Here is a 14,885-nt window from a genome sequence, read left to right on the forward strand (position 1 = left end):
GAGCATGCTTTCATCCGGCGACCGTCCCGCAGAGCGTCCAGGAGTGCACAACCAGGCCGAACTGGCCTACCGGCGACTGCGCGAGCGGCTGATCTCCGGGCACTACCACCCCGGGGACCGCCTCACCGAGCTGGGCATCTGCGACGACCTGGGCATGAGCCGGACCCCGGTCCGTGAGGCGCTGCGCCGTCTGCAGAGCGACGGCCTCGTCACCTCCACGGGCCGGGGTGTGGTGGTCAGCTCCCTCTCCCCGCAGGAGATGCTGCACGCGACACAGGTCCACGGAGCGCTGGACGCCCTCGCCGCGAAACTCGCCGCCGCCGCGCAGCGCGACGGAATGCTGTCGCCCGCCCAGCTCGGCGCGCTCAAGGAGGCGTCCCGCCGGGTGGCGGAGCGCGGCGAGGCGGGCGACGCCCCCGGGGCCTGGCGCGCCAATCTCGACTTCCACATGATGCTGGCCCGGCTGTCGGGCAATCCGCTGCTGGAGGACGCGCTCGACCGTATCTGGGCCCGGTTCGCCATCGTCAGCCTCAGCAACATCAGCCGGCGGGCGGATCTGACGCCCGTTCAGCACGAGGCCATCGTCCGCGCGATCATCGACGGCGACCCCGAGGGCGCGGAGGCCGCCGCGGCCGAGCATGTACGGGAGGCGGCGGCCATGTACGGCGAGAACCACCCGGACCGGGACACCCGCGCCTGACGGGCCGACGATCGGCGGCCCGGCCGCCGCGTCGCGAAGCGCACACAGGGCACACAGGGCACACAGGGCACACAGGGCACACAAAGGGTTACTTCCCAGTAGAACGTTTTCCCCTCGATCCATGACGGATGCCTTGCCGCCTCTCGGCACGCAATGTATACATTGCACATCAAGCATGCGGGGGGCTCCGAGCGAGCCTCAAGGCGCAAGGGACATGCGCCGGCAACAGCCTCCGGGACGCGCTCCGACGCCCTGTCACCCGCGCCCCCAGCCCGGTGGGCCCTGACCGCAATCACGATCACCAACCCGAGGTGAGTGTCATGCCAGGATTCGGCCGGAGCGGACGACGGCGCACGGCGATGATCAGCACGGCGGCCGCGGCGCTGCTCGTGGCGACCGCGTGCTCGGGACCGGCCGCGGACGGCGGCGGCTCCATCAAGGTCGGCGCTTCGCTCCCGCTGTCCGGGCCCGTCGCCGACGCCTCCAAACCCGCGTACGAGGGTTACAAGGTCTGGCTCGACGAGGTGAACAAGGACGGCGGGCTGCTGGGACGGCGGGTCGAACTCAAGGTCCTTGACGACGGCTTCGACCAGAACACCGTGGTCACCAACTACAACCGCCTCATCAGCCAGGAGCGGGTCGATCTGCTCCTCGGCACCTTCTCCTCGAAGCTCAACCTGCCCGCCTCCGCGGTGGCCGAGCGCAACAAGATGCTCTATGTCGAGCCCTCGGGCGGCGCCTCGGAGATCTTCACCCGCGGCTACGACTATCTGTTCTTCGCGCAGCCCAGCACATCGGTGGATCTTCCGGAGCAATTCCTGGCGTGGCTCACCTCGCTCCCCGCCGACCAGCGGCCCAGGACAGCGGCGTACCCCACGCAGGACGACCCCAACACCGATGTCGTCATCGAGGAGTTCCGCAAGGAGCTCACCAAGCTCGGGGTGAAGAGCGTCTACAGCGAGAAGTACGCGCCGGAGACCGTCAACTTCGACTCCATCGCGGGCGCCGTCGCCCGTGCGGAACCCGAGCTGGTCATCCATGGCGCGGTCGGCACCGGCGACGGCGCCGGATTCGTGAAGGCGCTCCAGAAGCAGCGGTTCAGTCCGGAGATCCTCTTCCAGACGAACAGCCCGAGCGTCACCGGGTCGTACCCCCGGGCCATCGGGGCGAAGAACACCCAGGGCATCTTCACCACGGCCGCCTGGAGCCCCAAGGCCGGCTACCCGGGGAACGCCGAGTTCGTCGAGAAGTACACGGCGGCCTACGGCGCCGCGCCCAGCGATGACGCCGCCAACGCCTACACCGCCGGTCAGGTGCTGGAGGCGGCGGTCAAGGCGGTGGGCAGCCTGGACCAGGACAAGCTCGCCGACTGGCTGCACTCCCACACAGTGCAGACCATCGTCGGCCCGCTGGAGTGGGACGAACGCGGGGTGCCCAACGGCGACATGCTGCTCGCGCAGTGGCAGGACGGGGAGTTCCAGATCATCGCCCCGGAGAGCCAGCGGACCGTCGATTCGGTCGTCAACCCCAAGCCGGAGTGGTCCTGATGGCGCGGCTGGTCCAGGCCGTCGTACTCGGGCTGCTCGTGGGCGGGGTGTACGCGCTGGTCGCCGCCGGTATGAACCTGATCTTCGGGGTCATGCGCGTGGTCAACCTCGCCCAGGGCGGCATGCTCATCCTGAGCGCCTATCTGACGTACACCCTGTGGAACGCGACCGGGCTCGACCCCCTGGTGCTGGTGCTCATCACCACGCCGTGCCTGCTGGTCGTCGGCTGGGCCACGTACTACGTCTTCATCGAGCGCTCCCGTACCACCGACCCGTCGATGGCGCTGGTGACCACCTTCGGCCTCACTCTCGTCACCAAGGGCGTCATCGCGCTGATCTGGGGAAACGAACCGCACTCGGTGACCCCGGGGTATGCCAATCGCTCGTTCTCCGTGCTGGGGCTGAACTTCCCGCAGGCGCAGGTGTACGCGTGTCTGGTCGCGGCGGTGGTGCTCGCCGGGCTGTATCTGCTGCTGCGGCGCACCTGGCTCGGGCGGTCGATCCAGGCCACCGCCGGAAGCGCGGAGGGTGCCCGGCTGATCGGCATCGAGGTACGCGGTGTCTGGGCGGCTTCCTTCGCGATCGGGGTGGCCGCGGCGGGTGCGGGCGGCTCGCTGCTGAGCGTCCTGTACCCGTTCATGCCGAGTTCGGCCGACCACTGGATCGGGCTGATGCTCGCCATCGTCGTGCTCGGCGGTATGGGCAGCCTGCCCGGCAGTGTGCTCGGTGCGCTGGTCATCGCCCTCGCCGAGTCGCTGACCTCCGACTATGTCTCCCCCGACTGGGCCGGTGCGGTCCCCTATCTGGCCATCATCCTGGTGCTCGTCGCTCGCCCCCAGGGACTGCTGGGCACCCGGCTGCGAGAGGACACGAGCCGCGCATGAACCCACCACAGGAGAACAGGCCGCGCCTCAACGAACCCCCCGTCAACGAACCGCCTCTCAACCAACCGCCCCTCAACAAGCCGCCTCTCGACAAGCCGCGGACGAACGAACCGCGGGCGAACGGACATCGGCTGCGGGCGAGCGCCATCGGGCTCGCCGCCGTGTTCCTCGCCGTACTGCCCCTGGTGTCCGACAACGCCTATCTCCAGAACATGGCCATCATGGCGTTCCTGCTGGCCGTCATGGCGTCCGGCTGGAACATCATCTCGGGTTACGCGGGCTATGTGTCGCTGGGCCAGAGCGCCTTCCTCGGCATCGGCGCGTACACCACCGCCCTGCTCTCCCTCCACTTCGGCGTCTCACCGTTCCTCGCGGCCCCGGTGGGCGGGGTGGCCGCGGCCGGCGCCGCGCTGCTGCTCGGGCTGGCGGGCCGGCGCACACGCGGCATCGCTTTCGTGATCGTGAGCTTCGCCTTCCTGGAGTTCACGTCGCTGCTGACCTCCAACTGGTCCTCGCTGACCAACGGCAATCACGGGCTCGCGCTGCCGCTGCCGGGCTGGGACCGCGCCTATCTCAACTGGCCTTTCTACTACGCGCTGTTGGTGCTGCTGGCGCTGACCGTGTGGGGGTCCTGGGCGATCCGGCGCTCCACGTTCGGCATCGGGCTGATGGCGATCCGCGACGACGAGTCGAAGGCGGACGGCATCGGTGTACGGACCGACCGCTACAAGATGCTGGCCTTCGCCGCCTCCGCCTTTCCCATCGGGATCGCGGGCGGTATCTACGGGTACTACATCGCGTTCCTCGAACCGGCCGCGATGTTCGACATCGTCATCGCCATGCAGATCGTGCTCGCCGCCCATCTCGGCGGAGTGGGCACGCTGTGGGGCCCGGTCCTGGGCGCCTTTCTGCTGGAACCGCTCAACCAGTTCACCAACCAGACTCTGAGCGGCCCCGACGCCGGCTCCTGGCGTCTGATCATCTACGGCGCTCTGCTCGCGGCGATCGTGCTGTTCTTCCCCAAGGGTGTGCTGACGGAGGGGCTGGCCCTGCTCGCCCGCCTCCGGCGCACCGGGCCCACGGCGCGGGCGGGCAGCCGGCCGGATCCTGTGCCGGAGACGCTGCCCGCGTCCGCGCGGATCCGGCCCCGGGGGCCCGCCGAGCCGGAGGGCGTGCCCCTGCTGCGGGTGACCGGCCTGGACAAGGCGTTCGGCGGTGTGCACGCGGTCGACCAGTGCTCGTTCACCGTCGAGCGGGGCTCGATCACCGGCCTGATCGGCCCCAACGGCTCAGGAAAGACAACGGTGTTCAATCTGCTCGACGGAAGCCTGGGCGCCGACAGCGGGAGCGTCCACCTCGGTACGCGCCGTATCGACACCCTGCCCCGCTGGCGGCGCGCGCACGCCGGGCTGGCCCGTACCTTCCAGTCCACCCGGGTCTTCCCGCGGCTCACGGTTCTGGAGAATCTGGCCGTCCCCAGCCGAAGCTTCTCCACGGCCGGACCGCGCGCCGGGGCGGTCGGCGGCACGGACGCGGCCCTCGCCCGTGAGTGGCTGGACTTCGTCGGGATGGGCGCGTACGCGGAGCACGAGGCTGGTGGGCTCTCGTACGGGCAGCAGAAGCTGGTCGAACTCGCCCAGGCGCTGATGCTGCGGCCGGAACTGCTGCTCCTGGACGAACCGGCCGCCGGGATCAACCCGGCACTCGTGGAACGGCTGAGCGGCATCGTCCGGGCGCTCAACGAGGCCGGTACGACCGTGGTGATCGTCGAACACAACATGCCCCTCGTGCTGTCGCTCTGCGACCACATCCATGTCCTCGCCCAGGGCGCGGTCATCGCGAGCGGTCCGCCAGGACGGATCGAGCGGGATCCGGCCGTGCTGGACGCCTATCTCGGTGACCACGCCGCGAGGCCGCACGGCGACGAGGCGATCTCGGGAGCCACCGCGTGATCACATTCATGTCCCTGGTGGCCGGCTACGGACGGGCCGGCGACATTCTGCGCGGGGTCGACTTCTCCGCCGCCGAAGGATCCATCACCTGCGTCGTCGGCCCCAACGGTGCCGGGAAGTCGACGGTGCTCAAGGCGTGCAGCGGACTGCTGCGCCCCCGAAGCGGCCGGGTGCTGCTCGGCGACGAGGAGATCGGCGGGCTCTCCCCGGCACAGATCCTGCGTCGCGGCGTGGTCCAGGTCCCGCAGCACCACGGGCTGTTCCCCGCCCTCACGGTACGGGAGAACGTGCTGCTCGGCGCGTATGTGAACCGCCGCGAGCGGGAGCGCAACCGGCGCCGTTACGAGGAGATCACCGGCGTCTTCCCGCTGATCGCCGAACGCGCCGGGGACAGGGCCGCGTCCCTCTCCGGCGGGCAGCGGCGCATCGTCGAGTTCGCGCGGGCGCTGATGCTGCGCCCCAAGGTCGTGCTGCTGGACGAGCCGACGCTCGGGCTCGACCCCAAGGCGTGCGCGCGGCTGGCCGATTCGATCTCCACGCTCAACCGGGAAGGGGTGACGGTGCTCATGGTCGAACAGAACGTACGCTTCGGCCTCACCCTCGCCGACGACGCCGTCGTCATGGAGGGCGGCCGGGTCCTGCACACCGGACCGGCCGACGCGCTGCTCGCCGACCCGGACATGGGGCGGCTGTTCTTCGGCGGCGCCCCGTCGCGGCGGGAGGCGTCATGAACGCGCCGGTACGGGTCGGCCCCGGCCCCGGCCCCACCCACCGAACCGACCGAGGAGACCTGTCATGAAGATCGTCACATTCGGCCCCCCGCGCGCCGAGCAGCCCGCCGTCCTGCTGGAGGACGACCAGCTCGTACCGCTGGCCCCCCTGCTGGCCCAACTGGGCCTGCCCGCCCTGGACACCAATGGCGTCCTCGCGTTCCTGGACTACCTCCAGCCCCTCATCGAGGAGGCGCTGACCGGCCCCGTCGAACGCGTCGACGCCACCACCACCCGGCTCGGACCGCCGGTCCCCCGCCCCGAGAAGATCATCGTCGCGGGCGGCAACTACCAGTCCCATGTCGACGAGGCGGCGGGCAGGAAGAACGCACCCTCCCCGTCCGAACCCCTGCTGATCTTCAAGCCGTCCAACACGGTCATCGGGCCGCACGACACCCTCGTACGCCCCCAGCAGAGCGTCCAGCTCGACTACGAGACGGAGATCGCCGTCGTCATCGGGCGCGGCGGCCGGCACATCTCCCGCGAGAAGGCGTACGACCATGTCGCCGGTTACATGATCGGCAACGATGTGACGGCGCGCGACATGGCGTTCAAGGACATCGAACTGAGCCCGCTCTTCTCGCAGATCACCCGGGCGAAGGGCATCCCCACCGGCGCGCCGTTCGGACCCTGGCTGGTCACCAAGGACGAGATCCCCGACCCGCACGATCTGCGGCTGCGCTGCTGGGTCAACGGTGAGCTGCGCCAGGACGGTTCGAGCGCGGAGATGATCGTCGACATCCCCGGACTGATCGAGGACTTCAGCAAGGTCCTGGAATTCGCGCCCGGCGACATCATCTACACCGGTACGACGACGGGGTGCGGCGCCTTCCAGGACCCGCCGCGCTTCCTGTTCGGCGGGGACAGTGTACGGATGGAGATCACCGGTCTCGGCGTCATGGAGACGCCCGTCGCCGACGAGAGCGTCCGATGACCCTCCCCGACGGTCATACGGGCGTCCTCGTCATCGGGGGCGGTCCCGTGGGCCTGAGCGCGGCGCTGCTCGCGTCGCGGCTCGGCGTCCCGGCCACGCTCGTGGAGCGCCATCGGGTCCCGTACGCCCATCCCAAGGCCCGCGGGGTGCGCACGCGTGCGATGGAGCTGTTCCAGCTGTGGGGCCTGGAGCGGGAGATACGCGGGCGCGCCCCGGCGAACCCCCGGCACGGCTTCGTCTACTGCCGGTCGCTGAGCGGCGCGGAGTACGCCCGTACCCCGGCCGGCGACGAGGACGGGACACTCAGCCCCAGCGGCCCCTGCCGGGTCCCGCAGGACGAACTGGAGCGGATACTGCGGGCCAGGGTCGCGCGGACCGCCGGGGTCCGTACGCTCTTCGGCGGTACGGTGACGGACCTCCGGCAGGACCGTCACGGGGTGCGCGCGACGGTCGAGGACGCGGAGAGCGGTGAGGTACGGACCCTCACCGCCGCCTACGCCATCGCCGCTGACGGAGCGGGGAGCGGCGTCCGGCACGGCCTCGGGATCGGGCTCGCCGGTGACTCGCTCGGCTACTGGCAGAGCGTCTACTGGCACGGCGACATCTCCCGGCTCACCAAGGACCGCGGCGCGATCCAGTATCTGACGGCCGCTCCCGACGGCGGATTCGTCACCGTGGCGCCGGTCGACGGACGGGAGCGGTGGATCACCTTCCGGATGCGGCCGAGAGACGCCTCGACCCCCGGCAGACTGACCGATCCGCAGGCGCGTGAGCTGGTCCGGAGCGCGGTCGGCGAGGACGTTCCGGTGGAGGTGGTCAGTACGGCCACCTACGAGGTCGCGGCGAAGGTCGCGGACACCTACCGCGACGGGCGGGTCTTCCTGGCCGGGGACGCCGCGCATGTGTTTCCGCCGACCGGCGGCTTCGGGCTCAACACCGGTGTCCAGGACGCGCACAATCTGCTGTGGAAGCTCGCGCTGGTCCGCCTCGGCCTGGCCGGGGACCGGCTGCTGGACACGTACGAGGCCGAGCGGCGTCCGGTGGCGCTCTCCAACGCCCGGTGGAGCCAGCAGAACGCGGAGCGTTTCGACGGCGTGTGGCGGTCCATCGTGAACGGGGCGTCCCCGGGCGACGCGACAGCCCGTCAGCGCGGCCATCTGGCAGCTCTGGAGCGGGACTTGGGGTTCCGCTACCCGCACGGCGCGCTGGTCGAGGAGCGGACGGAGACGGCGGAGGACGAGGGAGCGCGACCGCCGGAGACCGACGCCTTCACCGCCGCCGTCGGCAGACGCGCCCCGCATCTGTGGGTACGCGACGGCGCCCGCCCGATGTCCAGCCTGGAGATCTTCGAGGGCCGGTGGACACTGCTGTACGGCGCGGACGGCGCCCCCTGGAGCGACGCCGCGCGCGACGCGGGCCGAAGCCTCCGGCTGCCCCTCCGTACCTTCCGTGCGCCGGGACCGCATTTCGGTGTCGACCAGGAGAGCTTCGACCGGCTGTACGGTCTGCGGCCCGGTGCAGCGCTGCTGATCAGGCCCGACGGGCATGTGGCGTGGCGCGGTCCGGCGGATCCCGCCGGCCGCCACGGGGATGTGCTGGCCCAGGCGCTGCGGCGGATCCTCCGACGCGAGACCCCATGACGGACAGGAGAGCTCATTACGGACGGGAGATCCCATTACGGCGCGGTAACTCTCAGCTACGCGCCCCGGGCGAGCGGCGCGCGCCCCGATCCGGCCGGAGGCCCGGCGCCTGCGCCGAACCCGGCGCCGGGCCTCCGGCCAGGACGTGCCGTACCGCCGGCGCGTCCGTACGTTCTCCGCCAGGCGCGGGCAAGTGCCTGCGGGCGGAGGCGCGGTGCTGGAACGCTGGACGAATGAACGAGAGCGCGAAAACACTGAGGCCGGGCCGACGGTGGTGCGTGCTGCCCGACGACAAGGACTGGCTGCGCGATCTGCGGACCGTCGGGGACCGGCTGCTCGATCATCTGGCGGCCGCCGCGGCCCTGGACGACGACCCGTGGGAGCTCCCCGCGGCCCCCTACGCCGAGGCCGCGACCGCGTGCGACCGCGTCGTCTCCATGCTCCCGGCACTCGCCGGCGGCGGTCTCGAACCACTGCTCTCCCCCACCGGAGCCCCACAGCCGACCGTGCACGCCCTCGCGGTGGACTCCGGTGACCTGGACGCGCTGTGGGAAGTCCTCACCCGACTGCACCGCGCCCTCGACGAGGAGCCCGGCACCGAAGGGCTCCTGGACCTCGTCGGACAGGCCGGTGCCGAGTGGGGCGACCCGCCGCGCTCACCACGCTGCCTGATCTCCCAGCTCGAACGCGTGGTAGCGGTACTGGAGCTGGACACCTTCGCGGTGCGGACGCTGGCGGTCGTCATGGCCGACGGGACGGCGCGGACGCTGGACGAGACGGGACAGACCGCCTACGAGGCCGTCACCGCGGCCTGGTCCACCACGCTCCAGCCCTGACAGCGGCCACCCCGGCACCCCGGGAGCAGGTCGGCCGGCGGGGCGTCGGCGAGGGTTTCGGGGTCGGCTGCCCGATGGCGGACCAGGGAGCGGTCAAGCCGGTGCCAAAGGGTCCGAGCTGCGAGGTCGGGGGTCTGCGACGAGACTGGAGGTGACATGACGGCACGCCTTCTCTGCGCTCAGTGTCCCGGGGAATGCGTTTCTCTGAAGGAGCGGAAACATGACGTCGCGCACTGTTTCACCCTCTGCTCGTCTCTCCGAGCACGACGCGGCCGTGGGCTTCACGGCGTCCCGGCAGTTGTCGGAGGCCCTCCAGGCAATACTTGTCGACCTCATCGAACTGCACCTACAGGGCAAGCAGGCTCACTGGAACCTGGTGGGCCACAACTTCCGGGACCTGCACAAGCAGCTGGACAACATCGTGGACGACGCCCGAGAGGCGGGCGACGAGATCGCCGAGCGCATGAGGGCCCTCCACACCGTTCCGGACGGACGCTCCGACACCGTTGTGGCCACCACGACCCTGCCGAAGTTCCCCGAGGGCGAGCTGAGCGTGGCAGCCGTGGTGGATCTCATCACGACGCGCCTGTACGCGACGACAGCGACCATGCGGCGCCTGCACGATGGCGTGGACAAGGCGGACCCGTCCACCGCGGACATCCTCCACTCGATCATCGACACCCTCGAAAAGCACGCGTGGATGGTTCGCGCCGAGAACCGGCAGGTGTGATGCCGCCACGGTCTGTGTGACGTTGTGATCCATCTTCAGGGTCCGTCCCCGTGGGGGGCGGCACCTTGCGGCGTGGGGCACTCGGCCCTGTCTGACAAGTAGCGCCCTACGACGGCAGATGGCCCTGGAGCGCACGGACGAGCCCGCTCCTGGCGTCATCGGCCAGACCCCGGCCGTACGCCCGCTCGTAGGCGGGGTCGCCCGCCGCTTCCCGTGCCCGCCGCTCCCACTCCTCACGGAGCGCGCCGAGTTCGGGGGAACCACGGTGGGGGTGGCCGATCATGCGCCAGTACGCGTGTCCCGTGCCGTACGTGCGGGCCGCCTCCACACCGTCGCCCTGGACCGCGATCGCCCCGGCGAGCAGATCGAGACCGAGAGCGATGCCGAGACTGTCGTGCAGCTCGTACTTCCCCGCGAGCATCGCGCGCGCGTGGCTCTCGGCATCGCGCGGACGGCCCTGGAGGAGGTGTATGAAGGCGAGTTGGTGGTCGGCGTAGGCACGCGCCCAGCGCTCGCCGTAACGCAGGCTGATCCGTTGCAGCCCGGCGGCCTCTTCGCGCGCGTCGTCGAGTCGGCCGAGGGCGGTGAGCGCGAAGAGCCTTATCACCCGGCAGCGCAGCTGCGACGGGGCGTCGAGCGGGTCGCCCGGCAGATTGCGCAACGCGCGGTCGCAGACGGTGTGCGCGGCCAGGGGGCGGCCCATCATCAGGCAGTTGAAGCCGACGAGGTGGGCGGCGGAGAGCAGGGATTCCGGTTCGTTGTCGTGCCAGGCGGAGACGCTGCACTCCTCACCGACCCGGCGGGCGGCCTCATGGTCGCCCTGGAGTGCGAGAGTGATGCCGAGGGCCCAGAGAGCGCGGGTGCGGTGCTCTCCTCCGGCGGGGTGGCGGCGCAGTGCGCGTTCCAGACAGCTGCGCGCCTGGTGGAGATGGCCGCAGCAGCTCCAGAAGAGCCCGGTGCGGCCCGCCATCTCCACGCCCTGTGCCGGGTCGTGTTCGAGGAGATGGTCGATGGCCGCGCACAGATCGGCGTGGGTGTCGGCGATGCGCCGGTACCAGGCGACCTGTTCGGGGCCGAGCCAGCCGGCGTGGGCCTGGCGTGCGAGTTCGGCGAAGTGGGCGGCGTGCCGGTCGGCGAGCAGCTTCTCCTCGCCCAGTTCGCCCAGCCACATGGCGCCGTATTCGCGGAGGGTGTCGAGCATGCGGTAGCGGCCGTCGTCGCCGTCCTGGCGCAGGACGGATTTGGCCGTGAGTCCCGCCAGGGTGGTGGTGACCGCGTCGGGGCTGAGGGGGCCTCCGGCGCACACGGCCCGCGCGTCCTCCGCCCTGATGTCGCCGCGGAAGACGGAGAGCCTGGCCCACAGCAGACGTTCGAGAGGGGCGCACAGCTCATGGCTCCACCCGATCGCCGTACGCAGCGCGCGGTGGCGCCGCGGCCAGACCGTGTCGTCGGTCAGCACATCGAGCCGGGTGGTCAGCAGGTCCGCGACGTATTCGACGGAGTGGTCCGCCAGTCGAGCGCAGGCCAGTTCGACGGCCAGCGGGATGCCTTCGAGGCGATGACAGATCCGGACCGCCGCCGCGGCCGTGGCCGGGTCGTCCAGCGATACCTGGGGCGCGGTACGGGCCGCCCGGTCGCGAAAGAGCCGTAGCGCCTCGTCATCGCCCTCCAGGGGCAGCGGCGGTACGTCGAGACAGCGCTCGCCCCTCGTCCCGAGCGGCTGGCGGCTCGTGGCCAGCACGGTCAGGCCGGGCGCGGCCGTCATCAGCTCACCGGCCAGGTGTCCGACCGCGGCCACCGTCCGTTCGCAGCAGTCGAGCACCAGCAGCAACCGCCGCTCCGCCAGCCACTCGCACAACGCCTCCACCGGCGACCGCAGCGAGTGATCCGAGAGCCCGACGGCGTCACATACCGTCCCCAGCAACAGCCGCTCGTCGTACAACGGCGACAGATCCGCCCACCACACACCATCCGGGAACAAGCCGCCCGCCCGCTCCGCAGCACGCAGCGCCAGTCGGCTCTTGCCCACGCCACCACTGCCCGTGAGCGTGACCAACTGGTGCTCCGCGAGTGCCCGTTCGATCCAGCGCAGCTCGCTGCTCCGGCCGACAAAGCTGGTCGTCACGACGGGAAGGTTGCCCACCACGGCTATATCCTGACCCTGTTGCGGTACATGGCCTACACCCCTGGTCGGAAACGGCCAGAATCGGCCGGGAGTGGGCCCAGAACAATCAACCATCCACGTGTTCTGGCACAAGTGTGCAATTCAGGTGATCCATCGAGCATCGAATCGATGTGGGCAGGAGCACGGTCCGCGTTCGCCACGGCCCGCATGCGAGGTGGTGGCCGCCCCCGCACGCTGGGGGCAGGTGGAGAGCCGGGGACACGAACGAGGTGGAGCCATGGGACAGCCACTCGGCCGGCGGGCGCTGCTGCTGGGAACGGGCGGGGTGCTGATGGGAGCGGCGGGGTGCTCGGGTCCTCCGTCCGCGCCCCTGTCGGTCTCAGGGTCCGGTTCACCCCCGCCGTCCTCCTCGTTGCCGGCGACCACGCCATGGCGGCCCGACCGGGACGATGTGGATCCCGCCGTGAAGCTGCGTGCCGTGCGGGTCGTGGAGGCGATCGGCGCCTGGCCCGCCGGCCAGGGCGGTGCGGCGGCGGCGAAGAAGCGGGTGGCCGCGCTCGGGGCCGCGCCGTCGCTGGTGGATCAGGCGGGCGCGCTGCTGCCCGGCGCGCCCGAGGCCGCCCTCCAGGTGATCGACGCGCAGTACGGCGGGATCCTGGCGGACTCGGCCAGCGTGCTCGTGGTGTGCCGGCAGTGGACGCCGGGGCACGCGGGCGGCACGACCGTGGACGTACGGCTGAGCCGGGCGCGGCCACGCTGGGACGTGACCGCGCTGCACCCCGCGCGGCCCGGCGCCGCCGCCGCTTCGCTGCCCGATGCCGCGCGGCGGGTACTGGCCGAATCGCGGATCCTGCTGCCTCCCGCCGCCGAGGCGGACATCCGCAGCGGGAAGGTCCACCCGAGCGCGCTGCGAGCCCTGCTGCGGCTGGCGGGTACGTACCGGATGTACATCAGTGTGGTGCGCTCCGGCCACCCGCTGAATGTGTTCGGCACCAGCCGGCCCAGTGACCATCCGCGCGGCCGGGCGTTCGACGTCTGGCAGATCGACGGACACAAGGTGGTAGATCCGGCCACCTCGCGCCGGCTGGTCGAGTCGTTCATGCGGGACGCGGCGGCGGCCGGTTCGTACAACGTCGGCGGACCGGTCCAGCTCTCCGGCGGCGCCCCCGGTCAGTTCTTCACCGACAACACCCATCACGACCATGTGCACGCGGGGTTCACGACCTGACGCCACCGCACCGCTCACGGGAAGGGGAGCGTGCGGGCGAACAGGGTGACGAGGATCAGCACGACCGGGAAGCACACCAGGAACATCGCGAAGGTGTAGCCCATGATGTCGCGTGCCTTGAGTCCGAGGATCGTCAGTGTCGGCAGCATCCAGAACGGCTGGAGCAGATTGGCGCTCGCCTCGCCGAGGTCGTACACCACGACCACCCAGCCCTGGTTCACCTGGAGTTGGTTGGCCGCGTCCAGGACGTAGGGCGCCTCGATGACCCACTTGCTGCCGCCGCTGGGGACGAAGACGCCGAGCACACAGCTGTAGATGGCGATGAAGGCCGGGTAGAAGAACTCGTTCGACACCGAGACCAGCCAGCCGGCGATGGTCTTGCTCAGCCCGGTGAAGGCGATCATCCCGAATATCCCGCCGTACAGCGGGAATTGGAGCAGTACGCCGGAAGCCGCCGGAGTCCCCTCCTTGACCGCCTGTGCCAGTCGTACCGGACGCCAGTGCAGGATGAGCGCCAGCAGAATGAGGATGAGGTTGACGGTGTTCAGGTCCAGGGCGTTGAGGGCGCTGCCCTCCGCGCGGGCGAAGTGCCGTGCCAGGTACCACACTCCGAGTGCGAACAGCAGGATCGCGAAGACGGGGCTGTACTCGATCCACTCCCCGGGCCGGCCGCGGCGCGGCTCCGCACGCTCGTTCGCCACGCTGGGACCCAAGTCGACGCCCATCTGTTCGGCGGTCTTCGCGCGCTCCGGCGACGGCGACAGGAACCAGGCCATACCGACGGCGACGACGAACACGATCGCCGTGGCCACCATGCCCTGCCAGAGGAAGATGGTGTCCGTGAGCGGGATGAGACCGCTGCCGCGCCCCTCCTCGATGACCTTCTGCACGGCGGGCGGGCTCGACGTATCGCTGGCCACCTGGAGCGCCGCGGACCCGGACAGGCCCTGGGCCCATACGGTGCCGAGTCCGAGGAAGGCCATCGCGCCCAGCGCCCGGTAGTCGACACCCGAAACCCTGCGTGCGATCTCCTTGGCGAGGATCGCCGTGAAGATCAGGCTGAAGGCCCAGTTGAGATAGGACGTCACCATCGCGACGGCCGCGGTGTACGCGATGGCTCCGCGTGGCGTACGGGGCACCCGCGCGAGCCGGCCGATCAGCCGCCCGACCGGTGGCGAGACCGCGACCGCGTACCCGGCGATAATGATCATCGCCATCTGGAGCGTGAACGTGATCAGGGACCAGAAGCCCTGACCCCACGCGTCCACCAGTCCGTAGCCGGTCGTGGCCGCCGGATCCGACGGGGCGCCGAACAGGTCCTCGCCGGTCACGAGGCCGAGCGCGAAGACCGCGAACGTGCCCACCAGCACGAAGCCCAGCGCGTCGGGCAGCCATCTCTCGGAGAACGCGGTGAAGCGCAGCGCCATGCGCGCCGGCCAGGGCTCCCTGCCGGTCGGTGGGGCCGGCTCGCGCGGGGGCGCTGTGGTCATCGGGTGTCCTCCTGTCGAGCGTCCTGGCTGCCACGGTCCGGGGCCCGGA

At 70.7% G+C, this 14,885-nt stretch carries 12 protein-coding genes; 10 read left to right on the plus strand and 2 right to left on the minus strand.

Annotation, left to right across the window (positions count from 1 at the left end; translation table 11 throughout):
* Positions 1 to 4 precede the first annotated feature (4 nt).
* The 9 genes from ACFRMN_RS32980 (at position 5) to ACFRMN_RS33020 (ending at position 9,993) form a co-directional block, all read left to right on the plus strand.
* Complete coding sequence (locus tag ACFRMN_RS32980) at positions 5 to 700, plus strand: GntR family transcriptional regulator (protein ID WP_383026681.1); 696 nt, start codon at positions 5 to 7, stop codon at positions 698 to 700.
* A gap of 320 nt (positions 701 to 1,020) precedes the next feature.
* The gene (locus ACFRMN_RS32985; protein WP_383026683.1) at positions 1,021 to 2,247 is read left to right on the plus strand and encodes an amino acid ABC transporter substrate-binding protein; all 1,227 of its coding nucleotides are present in this window, start codon (positions 1,021 to 1,023) and stop codon (positions 2,245 to 2,247) included.
* Positions 2,247 to 3,131: a branched-chain amino acid ABC transporter permease gene (locus ACFRMN_RS32990; RefSeq protein WP_383026686.1), complete on the plus strand. Its 885-nt coding sequence runs from the start codon at positions 2,247 to 2,249 to the stop codon at positions 3,129 to 3,131. The genes ACFRMN_RS32985 and ACFRMN_RS32990 overlap by 1 nt, the downstream gene beginning before the upstream one ends.
* Positions 3,128 to 5,083 (plus strand): ATP-binding cassette domain-containing protein, encoded by a 1,956-nt coding sequence (locus ACFRMN_RS32995; protein WP_383026689.1) that lies wholly within the window; start codon positions 3,128 to 3,130, stop codon positions 5,081 to 5,083. Before ACFRMN_RS32990 ends, ACFRMN_RS32995 begins: the two co-directional genes overlap by 4 nt.
* Entirely contained in the window at positions 5,080 to 5,814 is a 735-nt protein-coding gene (locus ACFRMN_RS33000) for an ABC transporter ATP-binding protein (protein ID WP_383026691.1), read from the plus strand. The genes ACFRMN_RS32995 and ACFRMN_RS33000 overlap by 4 nt, the downstream gene beginning before the upstream one ends.
* 64 nt (positions 5,815 to 5,878) lie before the next feature.
* Positions 5,879 to 6,787: a fumarylacetoacetate hydrolase family protein gene (locus ACFRMN_RS33005; protein WP_383026694.1), complete on the plus strand. Its 909-nt coding sequence runs from the start codon at positions 5,879 to 5,881 to the stop codon at positions 6,785 to 6,787.
* Positions 6,784 to 8,427, plus strand: a complete 1,644-nt coding sequence (locus ACFRMN_RS33010) for an FAD-dependent monooxygenase (RefSeq protein ID WP_383026697.1) — start codon at positions 6,784 to 6,786, stop codon at positions 8,425 to 8,427. The genes ACFRMN_RS33005 and ACFRMN_RS33010 overlap by 4 nt, the downstream gene beginning before the upstream one ends.
* A gap of 233 nt (positions 8,428 to 8,660) precedes the next feature.
* Positions 8,661 to 9,263, plus strand: a complete 603-nt coding sequence (locus ACFRMN_RS33015; protein WP_383026699.1) for a hypothetical protein — start codon at positions 8,661 to 8,663, stop codon at positions 9,261 to 9,263.
* Positions 9,264 to 9,483: 220 nt separating this feature from the next.
* Positions 9,484 to 9,993 (plus strand): Dps family protein, encoded by a 510-nt coding sequence (locus ACFRMN_RS33020; protein ID WP_383026702.1) that lies wholly within the window; start codon positions 9,484 to 9,486, stop codon positions 9,991 to 9,993.
* 106 nt (positions 9,994 to 10,099) lie between these two features.
* Here the strand turns inward: ACFRMN_RS33020 and ACFRMN_RS33025 are convergent, their stop codons facing one another.
* Positions 10,100 to 12,136: an ATP-binding protein gene (locus ACFRMN_RS33025; RefSeq protein ID WP_383026774.1), complete on the minus strand. Its 2,037-nt coding sequence runs from the start codon at positions 12,134 to 12,136 to the stop codon at positions 10,100 to 10,102.
* A 259-nt stretch (positions 12,137 to 12,395) separates the two neighbouring features.
* Here ACFRMN_RS33025 and ACFRMN_RS33030 point away from each other — a divergent pair, with 259 nt between their 5' ends.
* A complete protein-coding gene (locus ACFRMN_RS33030; protein ID WP_383026705.1) occupies positions 12,396 to 13,346 on the plus strand; it encodes a hypothetical protein in 951 nt (316 codons plus the stop codon).
* Between the two features lie 14 nt (positions 13,347 to 13,360).
* On the opposite strand, the gene ACFRMN_RS33035 is transcribed toward ACFRMN_RS33030, so the two are convergent.
* Positions 13,361 to 14,836: a short-chain fatty acid transporter gene (locus tag ACFRMN_RS33035; RefSeq protein ID WP_383026708.1), complete on the minus strand. Its 1,476-nt coding sequence runs from the start codon at positions 14,834 to 14,836 to the stop codon at positions 13,361 to 13,363.
* Positions 14,837 to 14,885: the final 49 nt, after the last annotated feature.

The organism is Streptomyces sp. NPDC056835, from assembly GCF_042789485.1.
Classification (GTDB): domain Bacteria; phylum Actinomycetota; class Actinomycetes; order Streptomycetales; family Streptomycetaceae; genus Streptomyces.